The 21,117-nt window shown below is 45.3% G+C and carries 2 protein-coding genes; both read right to left on the bottom strand.

The genetic code is table 11. The features are described from left to right. Position 1 precedes the first annotated feature (1 nt). The gene (locus FPZ44_RS00505) at positions 2-4,345 is read right to left on the bottom strand and encodes a beta-ketoacyl synthase N-terminal-like domain-containing protein (RefSeq protein WP_144986389.1); all 4,344 of its coding nucleotides are present in this window, start codon (positions 4,343-4,345) and stop codon (positions 2-4) included. Then, positions 4,338-21,086 (bottom strand): non-ribosomal peptide synthetase/type I polyketide synthase, encoded by a 16,749-nt coding sequence (locus FPZ44_RS00500; protein WP_144986387.1) that lies wholly within the window; start codon positions 21,084-21,086, stop codon positions 4,338-4,340. Before FPZ44_RS00500 ends, FPZ44_RS00505 begins: the two co-directional genes overlap by 8 nt. Between the last annotated feature and the right edge of the window lie 31 nt (positions 21,087-21,117).

Raw genomic sequence — 21,117 nt, 5'->3', positions numbered from 1 at the left:
GTTATTCTCCTCTCCATTCATGAATCCAGTGTGATTTGCGCTCGAATGGATATGACGGCAAATGCACAAGTTTACCCGAACCATCAGGATAAATCTGCTCCCAGTCTACATTCGCACCTGCAATATACAATTCACTCAATACGGATAACAGATGAGCTTCCAACGAACTGTCACCTTCCGGATCTATCGCAATAACTTGTCCTTTACAAGCATCGGATAGCGCTTTTGGTACCGTTCCGATCAAGAGGACAACGTCAGCTTTTATAGGACTAAGTTCATTTTGTTCGCTGCTAACACTGCTGTTGCAGCGGCCATATTGCACATAGCGATCCACGACTTGAGGCAAATCTATCGCGTCATTCAAATAATCCGCGAGAACTTGACCGGACTGGGCGCCGCTAATTCCCTTCATTTTGACTCCCATTTGCTCCAGTTGTGAGATGAAAGTGTGCCAGTACGATACATAGGCCAATTCATTCGTCTGAGCATCTGCCTGTACTTCAATATCAGATACCGTACTGCTCACTTCTACGTCATGTAGTTGATGGAAGCCAGAATTGTTCGATTGATTAGTAACATAGTCGTACCCGCCTGCTAGACTTCTTTCGCCGATAAGCAGACTTACTCTCGCTTTCCGATGTCGGAATGCTAGTCCTTTCTTTAATGCCGTTAAGGAATTGGTTCCACCACTAGTAGCTATGAGACAGGCAGCGCGATATTCATAATGCTTTCTATACCGATTGCGAGTAAAGCAGAGATTAGCTATGTCTTCAGGTGAAGAACTCGTTAGTAATCGATTCGTCTCGGTAATCATTTGCTCGAGCGCCGATTCCGTTTTCGCTGAGAAGGTTAGCAAATGATAAGACTGCTGCGGTTCTGAAGCTTCCGTTACCGCCTTAGGAGCTGTCCACTCCTCCAGCACAATATGCGCATTTGTCCCGCCTAATCCAAACGAACTGATTCCCGCTTTGCGCGTTTGCTTCTCTTCCACCGACCAATCTTCTACATTTTTCACAATATAGAAAGGTGTCTTTTCCAGCTGCAGGGCAGGATTAACCTCCTTCATATGCAAGCTAGGAGCAAGCTTCTTATGCTTCATACTAAGCAGCACTTTAGCTAGACTTGCGCCGCTTGATGCAGGGAATAGATGTCCAATATTCGTTTTGACAGAGCCGATTCCGATACGTGGTGCTTTCTCTTCTTTTTTTGTTGAAAATAGTTTCGTCAACGCATTGATCTCGATCGGGTCACCTATCGTTGTACCTGAACCATGCGCCTCAATATAGCTAACTTCCTCAGGTGCAAGATTAGCATCGCGATAGGCCTTCGTCAGAACTTGATGCTGCCCCTTCGGATTCGGGGCCATAATGCTGAGTGAATAGCCATCGTTGTTCACTGCCGTGCCGCGAATGACACCATATATATTTTTATTTGCCTGAACAGCTTGCGTAAGTGGCTCCAAATAAACGACAACTGCACCTTCTCCGATAATCGAGCCGTCCGCTTCCTTATCGAATACTTTCGTATGATTGGTAGTCGAGCATATTCCTGCTCTGCGGGATAACAAATGTACACTAGGAGTCGTCAAGATATTGGCGCCGCCAACGACTGCACCGGACACTTCGTTGTGTCTAATTGCAGCTACTGCATGATGCAGCGCTGACAAGAAGGAGGAGCACGCCGTATCGATCGCTAAGGCAGGACCGGTGAAATTGTACAAATGAGCAATGATAGCTGCTCCAATATTCGGCATATTGCCAACCATCGCATTTTGATGAATGTGGTTAAGTTCCACTTTGCCCAATGAATCGATAAGCTGGTCAAAATACGTGCTCACATTGCTAGCGACGTATACGCCGATATTGCGCTCATCGGATTCATCCGTAATGATGCCCGCATCCTCAAGCGCTTCATAGGAAGTTTCTATGAGGAGTCGCTGCTGAGGGTCCATAAACTTGGCTTCTTCGTCGGAAATATCAAAGAAGTCATTATCGAATTCATCAATATGTTCAAGCTCACCGATCCAATCATCCCAATCTGGTCTGTTGGCCTGCCTTTTGCGCTTCGCGCTAATTTTGATAATGCTGTCTCTCTTCGAACAAAGATTGGCCCAAAATTCCTCTTGGGATGAAGCGTTAGGCAGTCTTAAGGCTAAGCCTGTAATGGCAACTGTTCTATTACTATTTAGTTGATGATTGTGCTGAGAGTTATCCCTTTGTTCAACGTTTGATGGTTGAGTAGAGTGTTGATCCACCGTTGAGGTTGATTGGTCGTTTAATTGCTCACGATACAGCTGCTCATTCCTCGTCGATTCAACAGCTTTATTTGCAGATGACTTTGCAGGCAATGACTGTAGGTACTCAGCCGTCTCCCCTATCGTCTTACAGCGAACTAACACTTCAGGTCCAATCTCTCGGCCCACATATTGCTCAATAGCACCCAGCAACTGATAGGCTTTAACCGAGTTTCCGCCTAACGATAGGAACGAGTCGTCGATTGAAATTTTGGGAGCAGCAATATTCAGCACTTCCGACCATGATTGATGAAGGAAAATTTCGAGCTCATTGCGCGGCAGCTGAATAACTCGCTCATTGGATTGGCTCTTGCCAAGCCCTGCTTCGATATCACGCAGCACGTCATCATATTCACCATTTTCATAGTCATTTCTTAGCTGGTAGCGCTGTACTTTGCCACTTGAAGTTTTGGGAATCAATTTAATCGGGATAACATGCGTCGTCTCAATGCCTAATGATTCATTAAGCTGTCGAATAACTTGCTCACGTATGGACAAGAACTTCTCCACACTGGACTTGTATTTGATAAACACTAGTAATTCTTCCTGCTCGGTTTTACCATTCGTAAGACCCACGACGGTAGCATTCCCGCGTGCAATCTCCTCTATTTCATAGACGACTTCTTCCAAATCATGCGCAAAGAAGTTTTTACCGCGAACGAAAATAATATCTTTCATTCTTCCACTCACAACTAATGAACCATCGACCATAAAGCCAAGATCGCCCGTACGCAGCCATCCGTCTACAAACAGTTCCTGTGATAGATCTTCGCGGTTATAGTAGCCCGATGTGACCGAATCACCTTGCACTTGAATCTCGCCTACACAATATTCATCGAGTACATTCCCCTGCTCGTCGGCAATTCTGAGGCTAATGCTGTCCAAGGGATACCCTTCATGCGCTAATGCAATGCCTTCTTCACCGCCGCTAGCATCAACAGGAACAGCCATTTGATCATTAATTAATTTTGCGCGATCGACCTTTTCAAACCTTGGTTCTGCACCTATTGTCGACATCGCAATCCCAACGGTCGCTTCGGCCATTCCGTAAGCAGGAAACATCATATTGGACTTATAGCCGCATACCGCAAATTTCTCAGCGAACCTCTGAACGACGGCGGAGGAAATCGGCTCCGCCCCGTTCAATGCCAGTCGTAAAGAAGACAAATCTAATGTTGCCAGTTTCGATTCAGGTACTTTTTGCGTCATCCATTCATAGCCAAAGTTTGTGCAGCAGAACCAAGTTCCCTTGTGCTCCGTAATTTTTTTCAAGAAGAGATACGGTGTGCGTACAAAGCTGTAAGGAGTAAGTACAACAAGCTTCGTGCCACTTAAAATTGGCGTTAGGTGCTGGCAAAATAGTCCCATATCATGCGTGTGAGGAATCCAGGTGAAGGAGACGTCATCCTCTACGAGACCTAAACCATTTTTGCATCCGATATTGTTCGAAATAATGTTGCGGTGGGTAAGCTGGACGCCTTTCGGAATGCCTGTACTACCCGATGAAAATTGCAGCACAGCTAAATCATCTGGCTCTGATTGATATTTATCTGCTAGCTCATCGGTTTGCAGCTCAGCTGTAGATATATACCGAAGCCCAGAAAAGATAAAGCTATCTTGGAGCTGCTTGTACTGATCACGAAGCTGTTCTTCTACGATAACGAGTGGTTGGTTTAAGGTCTCCCACACTTTCGTGAACTTGAGCATCCCTCTGGAATCAGGTGCCCAAGATGTTGGTTTACTCACAGGTGCAGCAATGATCCCGCCAAACATACATGCCCAGAACGCCCTGTAAAATTCTTTTGGGTTATCAATTTCTAAAATGGCAACGTCTCTTGGCTTCAGCCCTTGGAGGCGGAGTGCCGTAAGATATTTGCGAGCTTGCTCCACCAACGCTGGATACGACTCAAAATCCTCATTTCCGTTGGAATCCACATACGTAATCCCTTTATGCGGATGTCGATTTGCAATATAGACAAGCATGTCAGCGAGCGTGTTGTATTGTTCAGGAAGCGTAACCTTGTTGCCATGTCGGATCGCTTTCTTACCCATTTTCCACCTCCGCAAATTTGTCAGTGCTCAGCCTTTCTGAATGCGCAAGCAATTTCGTTTCCATAATGTCATTAAGTAAATCCGTATCGATCCCGCTTGAGCAATCTATCGAGATTCGTAAATACTCCTCATCATAATTCACCGTAACCATGCATGCTGCCAATCGATCACCATCTCTTTCTCCTAGCGCCTGTTCAAAAGCATGCCGCTCCTGTTTAGAAACAAAACCTTGGAAGTTGAACAATACGAGCTGCTTGAGCTGCTCATTGCTCTGATAGGCCGATAGAAGCAAGGAGACTACGTCAGGGAACTTCTCAGCTAACTTGGCATCATAAAGTAATGAAAGGAAATTAATCGCATGATCGCGGCAATATTGCATGCGTTCCAGACTGTTGGACCTTGGTTGTTCTTCCCCAATAACGAGCGGAATCATATCCAGGAACTCACCAACACAGTTGTAGAAGTCTGTGTCCTGATAGCTTCTGCCATAGTTCACAATCGCTAGCGGGATATCACGGACACCTGTATATGCTCTGAGCAATTGAACCACTAGTTCAAAGGAGAACCACCACAAATCCTCGCCATCTACATGAAGCAATGGAATATTCAAGTGAACTTCTTTGTCATTGCGATGTCTCATCGCTGCCAATTTCTCCATTACTAGATGATTGTTATCATTCCATGCATCGAGAGCGAAGCGTGCGATAATGTCCGTCTCCTGAATCCCTTGCGGCCCAGCTTGCAGCAGCGATACATAATCCTTATATTTCTGTGGAGACTCAGACTCACCCGACTGCTGAACATGTTCATCACCAGTAGCTTCGATTTGAATGTGATGACGAATGACTTCAGCGCTCATTCCGTCGAAAGCAGCATGATCGAATCCCCATATTACATAATGGGATTGTTGGCTTACGCGAACACAGCATAGTCGCCAAGGAAGTGCTCCTATTTGATAATCTTGTGACAATAAGGCTGAACCTAATTGCTCGATGACAAGATCCCTTGTTTGCTGCGTATATTCGCGCAAGTCTAGATAAGGAATATGCTTCTCAAGTAACAATTGAACCCCCGAAATATCACATTCACTCCACACAAGCGACCTAGTGGAATCGGTTAAAGCGATTGATTCCGTCGACACTGCTTCCTTCATAGCACAATGAAGCAACTGATGATCGCAGATCACTTTTCGCAGTATTTGTTTGAGCTGCTGCTCCTCCAAATCCCCATCCACATAAGTGGTAAATCCACTTCCACTCGACCCTAGTGTCGTATGAACGAGCTGCACAGGTGATAATGGGAATTCCGCTATACGTGCGGAGGAAGTAAGCAGTGACGAAACCATGGAACATGTACGCGACACATGTTCGACTAGTAAACGCTGCTGCTGTTCATTCAACGTAGCAAAGCCTTCGACGATCACAGATTTGGATCGTTTCATTGCGGATTCCACAGGGTGAGCGAACCGTTGTTTCACACTAGGTAATGCAGCAAGCCCTTCTACCGTTGGGTATTGGAAGATTTCATTTACCATCACGGTAATGTCCAATTTCGCCAAAGCCTGAACGAGAGCAATTGCCTTGATCGACTGTCCACCCGAGCGGAAGAAGTCATCTTTAATGCCAATTTGGCTATTATCGAGAACCTGCTGCATTTGCGATAGAATAATCTGTTCCGCTTCATTGCGCGCTGCATCTTGAGCATGAGCTAACGAACGCCCTATCTGTTGTTCAATCTCAGGCAGCGCACGGCGATCAATTTTTCCATTTAACGTTAGAGGCAAGCGCTCCATTCTCTTGATTCTTGCAGGAATCATATAGTCTGGAATCGTATCTGCCAGAAGCGATCGGATTTGAACTGGCTCTACATGTACACCCTCATCTAGTGTGTAGTAAGCAGCAATGTAGAGGCTGCCTGCTTTGTCCTTCTGAGCAATCACGATGACTTCTTGCACGCCTGCAATGTTTTTGATGTGATTCTCAATTTCGCCAAGCTCGACCCGGAAGCCGCGAATTTTAATTTGGAAATCCACTCGTTCGATAAACCCGATCTCGCCTGATGGCATACGCCATACCCGATCTCCTGTGCGATACAGCTTGCCACCGTCTTCAAACGGATTGTCGATAAACTTCTGCTCGGTCAGCTCATTTCTGTTCAAATATCCTTTACCTACACCGTCACCGCCAATATAAAGTTCTCCAGGAACATTTGAAGGAGTTAGCTGACCCTCTTCGTCCAAAATGTACAAGGTCGTATTCGCCAACGGATAACCAATAGGGACAGATTGCACATCATCGGCAATGTAATCAATTGGATAATAGGTCGCGAAGAACGTGCTCTCGGTTGGTCCGTAGCCATTAACAATTCGACCCGGACCCAAAGCATTCAGCGCTTTTTTCACATGGCTCAAGGATGCAGCTTCTCCACCGATTAAAACTTTACGAACATCGTTGAGGCATGTAACGTCCCAATCCACTAGCATATTGAACAGTGCCGTTGTTACAAAGAAGGTAGTAATCCCTTTCTCCTCAATAAACGCAGCCAGTTTTGAAATTTCAATTGCATCCTGCTTCGAAATAAGAACGAGACTCGCTCCATTAAGCAGCGCTCCGAAAATATCAAACACCGAGCCATCAAATGCATAATTGGATAGTTGAAGTAATCGATCCGTCGGCAGTACTGTTGCAAAGTTCGTTTCCTTCACTACACGGATGACGTTGCGATGTGTAATAATCGTTCCTTTCGGCATTCCAGTTGAACCTGATGTGTACATCACATAGACCGTATCTTCGGCATAACCACAAGGGAAAGTACCATTCCTAGAGTCCTGTTTATCTTCATTCGTCTCGGACAGATGTTCGTTGTCATCCAACAATAGGCGAGGAGTAGTAGACGTGGTGCTCGATACAAATGCAGACTCCGTCAACAGCAAGCATGCAGCGCTGTCCTGTAGAATAAAGTTGATACGCGCCTCTGGAGATTCCGGATCTATCGGTACATAGGTCCCGCCGCATTTCAAAACAGCAAGAATACTAATTATTTGCAAAGGACCGCGCTCTAGCAAAATAGCCACATAGTCACCATGCTTTACTTGCTTCTTAGCTAGCTGATAGGCTAGTAGATTCGCTCTTTCATTTAACTCCGAGTAGCTAATCTCTTCATCGTCCCAGAGCAAGGCGGTTCGTTGACCATGAAGCTCCACCTGCTCCTCGAAGAGCTGCACAATCGATTGATTGCGCGGATAATCAGTCGCTGTTTGATTAAGATCATGCAGCAGCCACTGTCGCTCCGTTGGACTAACAATCGATAGTTCCGTTACTTTCTTATCAGACTGAGCGGTAATCGCTGATAAAATAAGCAGCAGTCTATGGCCAAATGATTCAATCGTCTCGTGCTTAAATAAGGTGGACTTATACTCCAGCTCCAGCTCAAACCTGCCATCCTTGTCTAAAATGGTCCACGTCATATCGAACTTACTGTCGATGTCATCCAGCTCCCACGGAGTAAGCACCGCATTGTTGATCGACAGTTCCTCCGTGCCCATGTTGATATAGTTCAGCACGACATCGAATAATGGATTTCGCGACAAGTCTTTTGGAAGATCTAGTAGTTCAACCAACATCTCGTATTGGCAGTCTTGATTGTCATACGCCTTAATCATCTTCTGCTTCACATCGTGCACATACTCGGCCATTGTGAGCTCTTTGTTAATTTGCGAGCGTATCGCCAACGTGTTCACGAACATGCCGACGACCATATCCAGATCAGCATGACGACGTCCCGAAATGCCTGTTCCAACTACCAAATCGGTCTGTCCTGTACTCTTCCATAAGAGCAGCTTCAACCCCGCCATAAAGATCATATATGGGGTTACGCCCTGCTCCTTACTCCATTGATGGATGTGCGCACTCTGTTCTTCACCAATGTCGAACGTCATGCTTTTTCCCTCATAGGATTGAATGCGCGGTCTTCTAAAGTCTGTAATTAGGTCCAGCTTTGGAATTTCACCGCTAAACTCACCTTTCCAATATGCGATTTGCTGTTCATGTTCTTTGCCAGCAAAAGATTGATTTTGCCACGCTGCAAAGTCTTTATATTGGATCGAGATTTCTGGTAGGGCTTGTCCGCTGTACAACGCAGCGATTTCCTTCAGCAATATTGCGATTGAACTTTGGTCGGTAATAATATGATGCATATCAATGAACAGCACATGCTTCTCTTCACTGAGGCTTGTTAATCTCACTCGCATTAATGGCGCCTGCGATAGATCAAACGGAACGACATAGCTTTGCAGTTCCGCATGAATCTGCTCTTCCGTAGAGGTGCCAAACTCAACGATGGAAGGAACCTCATCTTCAATAATTTGCACTGCCTCTCCATCGATCATAATGAATCTTGTGCGAAGCGCTTCGTGCCTGCGTACCAGTTCGTCTATTACGCTCTTGAATTGTTCTTTGTCTACTAAGCCCTCAACCAGATAGATGGAAGCGAGATTGTATGGCACCGCTTCGCCAACCATTTCATTCACCACATACATACGCTTCTGAGCCGAAGAAACTGCATAGTAATCCTTCTTTTCAATCGCAGTAATCGTGGTTGAATGCTGTTCTGCTCTGTTATTGAGCAGCCATTCTACCATTTGCTGAAAACGTGGACGATTGAAAATATCGGTCAATGGCATGTCCACTGAGAAAGACTTCTGAATTTGCGCAGCTAACGTGATAGCTTTCAAGGAGTGTCCGCCAAGGATAAAGAAGTCATCTTCTGGACGAACCTCATCACAGCCTAACGTTTCTTGCCAAATACGAGCTAACAATTGAGTAGTTGCTTCTTCTCGATCCAGCTCACCTGCGGGCACAAGCCCAACAGTGCTGACATTTGGGTTGTTCTGATGCTGACCGCCGCCACTCATCTGGAACAGTGAAACATCATGATCATGATATTTCTTGTCAAATACGTACGTTGGCAGCGGAATACGCCTTCTAATGGCATCTCCTTTTAATGCCTGCCAATCGATATCGATTCCGTAACACCATATGCTGCCCAGTACCTGATTGAAATGGACAACATCGCTGCTACTTACCGATTCTTTCGACTCTTTAGAGTGCTCGATCAGATGCAGCGACTTATGCACTTCTGCCGAATACACGCCTTCCAGGTCGCCCGCTGTTAGAAGGCTAGGCGCACCTAACGTGATCAACAGCGCCTTCTGATCAGCTAATGTTTCTTCCAATCGTTCAGCCGAAGTGATTAACGTTGTGCGAGGCAGTCTTCTGTCGGATAATTCGCCATTCAAGCTAGCGGCAATCTCATCCATTTGATGAACATGATGCACACGATGACTTTTGAGCTGCGCAATCGCCTCTTCAAGGCTCAACACGCCTGCCACCGCCATCGCGGATAATTGCCCGATACGCTGACCATATGAGAACCCAGGCATAACACCTACGTGAATCAGTGTCTTCGCCAGTGCATATCCGATAGCAAACACAGCTAAATGACGATTTATCGTATTGTCCTCGTTTATATACCGCTCATCACCGCGGAGCACTTGCTTCAACACTTCGCGTTCCTCTCTCGGCAGCCGCGAGAGAACTTGATCTACATAAGATTTATATATTTCGGAGCCTTTACTGTTATAGGCCGACACGTATAAGTCTCTACCCATGCCGAAGGAATAGCTGTCCTCATCTGGATATATAAATACGACCGTTCTCGTAATATCATCCAGCTTAGCAGTTGGACTGCTGACAAAATCGGCTATCGCTTCGTCATTATGTCTGCGAAGCGAATCTTTCACGACGAGTACTTTTCTGTATTCGAATGCTTTACGACCTACTTGCAGGGTCCACGCTGCATCTGAAAGATTCAGCGCATCAGTTTCCTGTAAATAGCTCACAACCTCTTGACTCGTAACAGACAACGCAGTCTCTGTTCGTGCCGAGAATGGCAAAATATTGATCGTTTCTGACAAACTGTTCTTATGCTCCAGTGGAGGCTGTTCGACAATAACGTGCACATTCGTTCCACCGATACCAAACGAGCTGACACCTGCTCGCAGCGTTTGCTCCGAAGCCTTCAAACTCTTCGCTTCTGTCGATATGTAGAACGGACTATTCTCCATATCGATCATCGGATTCGTCTTGTTGAAATGAATTTGTGGAGGAATTGTCCGATGATGGAGCATCAACACTGTTTTAATAAATCCAGCTACACCCGCAGCAGCATCCAGATGGCCAATATTCGCCTTCACAGAGCCAATTGCACAGTAATTGCGTTTATTCGTATGCCAAGCTTGCTTCAATGCTTCGATCTCAATCGGATCGCCCAACTTCGTCCCTGTTCCGTGAGCTTCCAGATAGCATATATCCTCAGCAGGTACGCCTGCATGACGGAGTGAAGCATCAATGACATGAGCTTGTCCCGTTACACTCGGCGCAGTATAGCCAATCTTCTCGGTTCCATCATTGTTAATGGCTGAGCCTTTTATCACCGCATAAATCGCATCTCCATCTCGCTTCGCTGCATCAAGCGGCTTCAACAGGACGAGACCGCACCCATTGCCAGAAACGGTACCCGATGAATCATCAGAGAACGGTCTGCAATGCCCGTCCTTAGAAAGAATCATCCCTTCATGCCACAAGTACCCTTCTTTTCTCGGATAGGAAATGGATACACCACCTGCAATCGCCATATCGGACTCTCCGTTGATGAGCGACTGGATGGCCTGATGGATGGCCACCAATGAAGTAGAGCATGCCGTTTGGATATTGAAGCTCGGCCCTTTCAAATTCAGCTTGTAGGATACTCGTGTCGTTAAATAGTCCTTTTCATTCAGCGTCAACGCTTCAAACGCGCTTAGGAAATCATGCTGACGCCCTAAAAATCGCGTCATCCACGGCAAACTTGAACCACTGCCAGCAAACAAGCCAATCTTGCCAGCATACGTAGAAGAATTGTAGCCGCCATGCTCCAACGCTTCCCATACGCACTGATGAAGAATGCGAATTTGCGGGTCCATCATATTCGATTCCTGGTACGGATAGTCAAAAAAGTCTGAGTCAAAATATTCAATGCCGTCCAAGTAGCCTTTTGCCCGTACATATTTTGGATTCGATAATGTGTCGGCATCAATTCCAGATTGCAATAGCTCTTCATCTGTAAAGTTCGTGATCGACTCCACGCCGTTGAGAATATTGTGCCAGAACTCTTCCGTATTGTTCGCGCCTGGGAACTTGCAGGCCATTCCGATAACAGCAATGTCTCGCGAGGCAGTTTTCTTGTATGGCGTTGAAGCTGAAGCATGGGTAATTATCTCGTCACTTATGCTTGGCCCTGTACCCACACCTGCGCTCACGTTTGTATTTGTATTTGTATTTGCACTTGCACTTGCACTAGTACTTGAACTTACATTTGTACTAGTAGTCGTATCAAGTATTTCCGTTTCCTTAAGACTTTTCACCAAGGATTCAATCGTCGGATATTGGAACATCTGCAATAATGGAATGGAGCGCCCCAATATAGAAGTCAGCTTATTGTTGACGAGTATTAAGCCTAACGAATTGCCGCCCACGTCAAAGAAATTATCTCGAATACTGATTTGATTCAAGTTAAGTACTTCTTTCCAGCAAGCCAACAACTCGCGCTCCAAGTTGGACGATGGCAAGATGACTTCTTTTTCTACGGATACACTTTGTTCGACTGGTATTTGCAGCGCATTTTTATTGATTTTTCCGTTAGGCAGCACTGGCATTTCTTCTAGATGTGAATAGTAGGAAGGTATCATGTAGTGTGGCAATTGTTCTTTCAACCATAGTTTCAGCCACGAGCTGTCTTCATTTGAAGAAGCCCCTGCATCTCTTGTGCAATAGTGAAGGACAAGATGCTTATTGCCTAGCTTGTCATCCATCACCGTCACAACGGCTTGTCGAATACGGCTATGGCTCAGGATCACTTTTTCGATTTCTGCCAGTTCAATGCGGTAGCCTCGAATTTTGATCTGAGTATCCAATCTGCCCAGCAGCTCAATCTCGCCTTTTTCGTTCATTCTAGCCCGATCGCCCGTACGATAAAGACGTGTATGTGGAAGTTCGGACACGGTAACAAATTTATGATTCGTCTCTTCTTCGTTATTTAAATAACCACGCGCAAGTCCATTACCGGCAATATACAATTCACCAAACACACCGATAGGCTGCAGCTTACCCGCCGGATTCATAATATAAGCTTGCGTGTTGGCAATTGGCATGCCGATATTAATCGAATCGGCATGTGTAAGTTCCTTCGTAGTCGACCAAATCGTCGTCTCCGTCGGTCCGTACATATTAAACAGCTTCGCCTGAGATCGCTGCTGCAGCTCTTGCAGCAAGGCAAGCGGATAGTTCTCCCCGCCGCTCAAAATACATCTCAGCTGTTTCAAAGCCTGCGCAAACTCTGGATTCTCTACGAAAGCTTTGATCCGTGAAACGGTGCTTAAAATATGTGTCACGTTATGCTCAACAATTTTTTGATTCGCTAACGCAGGGTCCATCTGTTCGAGTTCATCCGCCAAATAAATCGAATGACCCGTGCATAATGGGACGAGTGACTCAAATCCAAAAATATCGAACGACAATGTCGTTACACAAATAACACGATCATCTTCATGCTCGAAAATATTTCGATGCAAAATATCCTGAATAAAGTTGACCATAGAGCCTTCGTTAACCATGACTCCTTTAGGTTTTCCTGTAGAGCCGGACGTAAAGATTACACAAGCTAATCGCCCTTTATCTACTAGCGGTGTTGGATTGCTGCTGTTGTTATGGTAAATACCCTGACTCGTATAATCGACGATTGTACCGTCATATTCGAGGGACTCCTGCAATGCATTCGACGTAATCAACACGTTTATATCGCTTGCTGACAGCATGTAATTGATTCGTTCTTTTGGAAAATTCGGATCAATCGGCACATAGGCGCCCCCAGCCTTCAACACAGCCAAAATCGCGATTAATAAGTGCTCATCTCGTTCCGGCATAATGCCGACAACGGAATCGGCTTGTACACCAAGCTGGATCAAATGCCAAGCCAATGCATTCGCCTTTTCATTTAATGCCTGATACGTAAACTGCCCTCCGCCAGCAGTCAACAACGCTACTTTGTCAGGATGGTTGGTTACATTGCGTTCAAACATTTGTTGAATCGACAGTGAAGGATTATACTCCAACGCCGTGTCGTTAAGGTCATGTATCATTATCTGCTTCGCTTCTGGAGAGACGAGGTTAATATGCCACAACAATGCTTCCTGATCCTCCATCACATGCTGAAGGATGCATTTGAAGCTCTCAATCATTCGTTCCGCAGTTGCCTTGGCAAAAATACTAGAGGAATACTCAAGGAATCCGCCAATGATTTGATTCTTCTTGTCCTCTTGGCAAGTCATGACCAAGTCATAGGCAGCTGTTTTTGTATCAAATGGAATGGGCGTGAACCGAATGTTATCAACTTCGAGATCATGCAGCTCCATATTTTGAAAATCAAAGCTTACATCAAATAAAGCATTACGATTTAATTCCCGCTTCAGCTGCAGCTGCTCAACCAAGTCATCGAATTGATAACTTTGATGCTCGTAAGCACGCAATGCATTTCCTTTCACCTCATGCAGGAAGCTGATAAATGTCTTATCGTGCTGCGGGAAGTTCCTCATCGCCAACATATTGATAAACATGCCGACCGTGTCTTTTACTTCATCTTGTGTTCTGCCAGTGACTGGAGTGCCCACAATAACATCCTCTTGCCCAGAATATCTGGACAACAGCACGTTCCAAGCGCTCAGCAGCACCATAAATAAGGTCGATTCAGTAGCCTGCGCGAATTCGATCAGCTTGGCACTTAGCTGCTTGTCCAAGCCGAAATGAATTCTACCGCCTACAAACTCCTTCACAGCAGGTCGCTTGTAATCAAGCGGCAGCTCTAAGGTAGGCAGATCATCTCCTAGCTGGTCGAGCCAATAATCTCGATGCTGCTTCATTTCTTGAGACTTCAAGTAATCCTGCTGCCACACGGCATAATCCTTATATTGCAGCATCGTTGGAAGTTCTCCACCGAAGTACAGCTGATTAAAGTCCCTCGTAATCGTTTCAACAGACGTACCGTCCGCAATAATATGATGCAGATCAAACAATAACAAGGAATGATCTTCCCCGATATTCACCAACTCAATTCTAAACAATGGCCTTTGCTCAAGATCAAAGGGTTGTATAAACGAATGGACGAGTGGATAAATGTCGTTATCGCTGGACACCTCTTTACTTGAATAAGCAATAGGAACATCAGCTGTCGGATGAATAATCTGAACAGGCTGATTGTCTTGAATATGGAATGAGGTCCGCAGCGACTCATGTCGTTGTATCAGCTTCGCAAACGTCTGCTCCAACCGCTCCTTATCCAAGCGACCCTTAATTCTCGTTACAGACGGAAGATTGTACGCGACACTGTCTTTATCCAGCAAAGACAAAGCAAACATGCGGCTCTGTGCCGATGAAAGCGGATAGTAGTCTCGTTTGTCCGCCGTACGAATACGCATCGCATTCGAAGTCTGCACGGTGCTCGTATTCAAATAAGAAGCTAATGCACCTGGAGATGGATATTTAAATAAATCGCCTACATCCACTTTGACGCCAATGTAATGCTTGATGGATGACGATAGGCTGACTGCTTTTAAGGAGTCTCCGCCTAGCGCGAAAAAGTTCTGTTCAGCCTGAATGGAATCAAATCCAAATACCGACTTGTAAGCCTCTGTTACCAGATCGAGAATATCGCCTTTATTCTCCCTTATAGGTGAAATCCCAGCTGCGGCTATATATCGATTTGGCAGTTCAATCGGTTCTTGTGCCAATACGAGAGGTGCAGATGCAGTTTGAATATTGATTGGGAAAGACATCTTCTCAAAGGCGTAAGTCGGGAGTGAAACTCTTCTGCGCACAGCCGATCCTTTACACGCATACCAGTCAATTTCAACACCTGCGGACCAAATATCACCGAGTTTCTTATTGATATATTCCACATCGTTGTCTACTTCTTGTGGATGACGGATCAAATTGATAAAGCTATGTTTTCCGGCCGCATGCTGCTCATGCTGTCTTGCAAATGTGCTCAGTGTACGTCCTGCTCCTACTTCAATACCGACAATCCGTTCCTGTTTCAGCACTTCCGATAAATTTTTTGCGAACTGAACCGGCTCTAAAATATGCTTCGACCAATACTCAACGCTCGTCATTTCCAGTGGCTGAACCCATGTACCTGTCGTATTCGAAACGATAGGTATTTTAGGCTCCTGCAAGCTGTACGTTGCCAGCTTAGCCTGAAACTCCCGTGCGGCATCTGCCATCATTGGCGTATGGAAAGCATGCGAGGTTTTCACGCGCATACACTTCCAGCCCAGCTTCTCTAGTTGTTTCTCGCAGCGTGAAATTGCTTCTTCACTGCCACCAACTACGCAGCTATTCGTTGTATTTTCCAGAGCTAGCGACACATCTGCTTCCAGCACAGGCTTAACCACTTGCGCATCAGCCATAACCGCAAGCATGACGCCTGGTGGCTGCTTCTGCATCACTTGTCCACGGAATCTGACGATGTCCACTGCATCTTTGAGCTCAAATACACCAGCGACCGTCGCAGCCGTCACTTCCCCGATACTGTGGCCAAGCATACCCGCTGGCTGAATGCCAATATCCATCAAAGATTTGGCCAGTGCATAGCTCGTAGCAAATAAAGCAAATTGACTATATTCCGTCTGGTTGATCAGCTGCGGATTCTGATCTCCATAAATAATCTCGATAAACGCCGCTCGTTCAGCATCCGCCAAGCAGCTGTAAACGTGATCGATATGACGCTTAAACAAACTAGAAATAGCGCTGCGCTCTGCTGAATAATAGAGATCGCGTCCCATCCCTTGATATTGGCTGCCTTGACCAGAGAACATAAAATAAACGGGACCATTACCTAATGCCGCCTCTGTTACGACACTCTCTCCTAGAGCTTGGAGAACATGGTTCGGATCGCTATAAAAGCTTTCATTCACAACTAACGATTTGCGGTACGTAAATGGCTGTCTTCCAACTTGCAACGTCCAAGCTGCATCCGACAAGCTCGTTTCTTTGGCATGCAATAAATAGTTAACGACGTTATTAGAAGTAGCTGCGAGGGATGAAGTACTCTTTGCTGAGAATAGAAGCAAATTCACTTTGTCATCAGGACTGCTATCCCCTGTCGTAGGAGCCTGCTCAAGCACCATATGTGCATTCGTTCCCCCTACACCAAAGGAGTTAATGCCAGCACGAATGATATTTTGTTTCATCTCCATATCTCCCCATGCAAGCCCATGATTCGTTACAGAAAAAGGCGTGTTCGCGAAATCAATCTTCGGATTCGGTTCGTTATAATTCACCGTGCCAGGAATATATTGATGCTTCATGCTGAGCGCTACCTTGGCAAGACCAACAACGCCAGCTGCTGTATCGGTATGCCCTACATTTCCTTTTACAGAGCCTAATAAGCAAAATTGCTTCTTGTCCGATGCGAATGCCTTCGTTAACGACTCTACTTCGATCGGGTCACCGAGCGATGTCCCTGTACCATGCGCTTCCACGTAACTAACCGTCTCAGGATCAATTCCTGCTACACGATAAGCCTGCTGTATAACATCTGCTTGTCCTTCTACACTCGGCGCCAAAAATCCAATTTTATGATTGCCATCATTGTTAATTGCTGAGCCTTTAATGACCGCATAGATTTGATCGCCGTCAGCCAACGCTTCATCCAGTCTTTTCAGCACGACGAGCCCCATACCGTTGGAGAACATCGTACCTTGTGCTTTAGCGTCAAATGGTCGGCAGTGTCCATCTGGGGAGAACATCATGCCATCTTCATAGAAATATCCGCCTTCATTCGGCAGCTCGATCGTAATGCCCCCTGCCACAGCTAGATCACATTCGCCCAAAATAAGCGATTGGCACGCCAAATGCGGCGTCACCAATGTCGTCGAGCAGCCTGTAAGCGCCGAGTACACCGGTCCTTTAATGTTCAATTTGTAGGCAATTCGCGTCGCTAAAAAGTGATTCGTGCTCAGCGTAAATGCCTGATATTTTTCACTATAGTCATTGTCTGCAAACAGCACGTTGCGATACCATTCAAAATCATCGGAGCCACCGATAAACATCCCGATTCTGGATGAAGTGGACCCCGGATAATAACCTGCATCCTCAAGTGCTTCCCATGTCCCTTGATAGAGATGACGCAGCTGCGGCGACATCATACGAACCTCACCAGGTGTATAATCAAAGAACGGCGCATCGAAGTTATCGATGTCGTTTATCCGTCCTTTTGCCTTCACATAATTAGGAGATTGGATCACATCCACAGGAATACCTAGATCCTTCAATTCTTCATCGGTATAGAAATGAATGCTCTCTTTGTCATTTTTCAAATTGTCCCAAAACTCATGTACGCTGTCTGCTCCAGGCACATGTACCGATATACCAATAATGGCGATATCTTTACGAACGATCTTGTCATCCCTTGTAAAATGAGATTCGCGGTTCGTAATCGTCTCGGTTTCTTCTTTGGTAAAATGCTCGGCTAGCAAACGAATCGTTGGATGTTGGAAAAACAACGTGATAGAGAAATCAACGCTCAAACGTTTCCTAAGCTTGTTATGCAGTTGAATCAAGGTCAGTGAATTGCCACCGATATCAAAAAAGTTATCATCGAGGCTAACTTGAGGAATAGACAGCGTCTCTTGCCACGCAGCAGCAATTACACTCTCCATTTCGGTTGTTGGCGGAATATAGTCAGCATGCGAATCGGCGGCCAGAAATTGTACATCTTTTTTCAGTGCATTGCGATCAATTTTGCCGCTGTTGTTGTGAGGAAGCTCTGTCTTATGAACGAAATACGTAGGAATCATATAGGATGGCAACTGCTTGGACAAATGTGCTTTTAGCTCCGTAACCGGGATTTCTTGCTCAGAAAGATAATAAGCACATAACATGGCTGGATTATTGCCTTGCTTTTTTACAACGACAACAGCTTGAATAATGCCCTCATACTCGGACATGACGTTCTCAATCTCTGTCACCTCAAGCCGAACACCGCGGACTTTTACTTGGAAATCAATTCGTCCCAAATATTCAATCGTCCCGCTAGGAAGCCAGCGTACTTGATCGCCTGTGCGATACATATAGCGATAGCAGTCCTGATCGATTCCTTCTCGGAAGAATGGGTTAAGAACGAACTTTTCTTTCGTCAGCTCTTCTAAATTCAAATAGCCTCTTGCCAGACCTACACCACTCAAGCACAATTCCCCTGGGATGCCGATGGGCTGCAAATTATCGTGTTTCCCAACGACGTACCAGCGAGACTCATTCAAAGGCTGGCCGATCGGTATGTTGGCTGAACCTGTATAGTCTTGCAACGAATAATGGGATACCCATATCGTACATTCGGTAGGCCCATACACATTTTCGAGTTTAATATTGGTGTTAAGTGCGTAGAATTTCTGCAAAATATCTGGAGTAACCGCTTCTCCACCAACAAATATCCATTTCAGTGATTGAAGCATGGCAACATTAGCATCGATATCAAATAACTCTAAGAAGAGGCGGAACATCGTAGGAACAAAGTTGATATGCGTAACTTGATGGTTGTAGATCTCATTCAGAATCAGCTGAGGATTCTTTTCTCCCTCAGGCTCTAAAATAAGTAACGAGCCTTCTCCCATAAACCAGCCGAAAAGCTCTGTAATCGATACATCAAATGTAAATGCCGTCTTTAATAGAAAAACATCGCCCTTCTGTACGGGGAAACGTCTTTCCAAATCCAGCAAGGTATTGACGACACTATGATTTTCTACCATAACGCCCTTCGGCTTACCGGTAGATCCAGACGTGTACATAATGTATGCCAAGCTAAATGGATCTAATGGCTCTACTAGATTGCTATCATCCCCGCTAAATGTCTGTGCATCATTGAGGAATATATAATCTACCTTCCAATTCGAGTCCGTTGGCAGTTGGTCTGTCGTTAACAGCAAAGAAATCGAAGCATCTTCGAAAATATATTCTTTTCTAGCTGCTGGGTAAGCAGGATCAATCGGAACATAGGTGCAGCCCGCTTTTAGAATCGCCAAAATACTAATGACCAACTCCATAGAGCGTTGGCACTGCACGCCTACTGACTCATTTTCTTTACTTTTATACTTTAAAATGGCACGTGCCAATTGGTTGGCCTTTGCATTTACTTCTGCATAAGATAGCTTTCTCTGGCCTTCAATCAATGCGATATTGCTAGGGTTCTTCACTACTCTAGACTCAAATAGCTGGATCGCATGCTGCGGCTCATATGGGAAGTAAACGGTTTGATTGAAATCGGACAAAATGTTTTCTTCTTCGTTCTCTAGCAACAAATGGATATCTTTGATCGTTATATGTACATCGGCAACCAATACTTCTAATAGCTTCAGGAATCGTTGGCCGAACAACTCCATGGAGTGCTCCGAGAACATATCCGGTTTGTACTGAACTTTGATCAGATCATGTTCCGGTGTTTTATTCCATACAACCATCATGCTGCCTGGAAATGTCACAACATCTTGATCCACGATGGAAACGTCAAGATGCTCCCCTTCTACTTCCTCGTAAATATCGTACACGAAAGAAACATCCAGGATCGAAGGCGATCCTGGCATCGGTATTAACTGGCTGTCACGCATAATCAAATTGTTCGGGTAGCCGATATTTTTATATACTTGGATAAATTCCTTTGAAACTTGTTCAAGGATTGACGAGAATGTACCTTCGCTCGCGATGTTGAAACGCATGGGCAGCATTGACACGAAGCAGCCTATCGTTTCTTCCACATCTAAGTTAGGACGATGCGAGAATGGTGATGCAAATACGACATCCTCATTTTGTGTGTATTGATTCATAAGTACACTGAAAGATGCAAGCAAAAACATGAACGGTGTAACTTCTTGCTGCATCGAATGCTCGTTGATTTGTTTCATCATAGAAGCTGGGATTTCAAACCGCTTCTCTTTACCTATGTCTTGTTGTTTATTCCGCGCGGGATAGTCGGGTTGGAGTGCCAACGGTTCAGCGCCCTCCATTTTATCCAACCAATATTGTTTCTGCTTGCTGTACCCTCCGCTAGTGAGCTTCGTATTCTCTTTACTTATGTAAGCAGAATAGCTCGTATCTCGCTTGTACACGAACGGCTCTTTTTTCACCAATTTGTTATAGTAATCAATCAGCTTCTTCTTCAACATCTCTAACGATAATCCGTCAGCGACAATATGATGGATGCAAATGATGAATAAATGCTTATTCGATTCAAACTTGATAAGCTTCACTCGAAATAATGGGGCTGCCGTCAAATCAAATTTCGTTGCCAGCTCTTCTTCGAACATACCGCGTAACAGTTCCTCTTTCTGACCTGCCGCAGCCGATATATCCGCTTTCACAAGCGGAACGCTTGCTTCGTTATGTATCACCAACAAGGGATAATCATTGACGATCTCCAAATGGCTTCGCAGTGCTTCTTGCTCACCGATCACCAATTTCAATGCATTTTCGAAATGCTTCTCATGTAAATTTTCGATTACGATCGTTGCAGAAATGTTGTAGGAAAGGGGATTATCGACTAAACAGTCGAAGTAAATCCCCTTCTGAGTTTCTGTGAGTTCAACACTATTCATTTTCATGATCAAACACCTCGATTCTCAACATCAGTAC

The organism is Paenibacillus agilis (genome assembly GCF_007786455.1).
Lineage (GTDB): Bacteria > Bacillota > Bacilli > Paenibacillales > Paenibacillaceae > Paenibacillus_B > Paenibacillus_B agilis.
The sequence above is the reverse complement of the archived record's forward strand: the minus strand, read 5'-3'. Positions and strand labels throughout refer to the sequence as shown.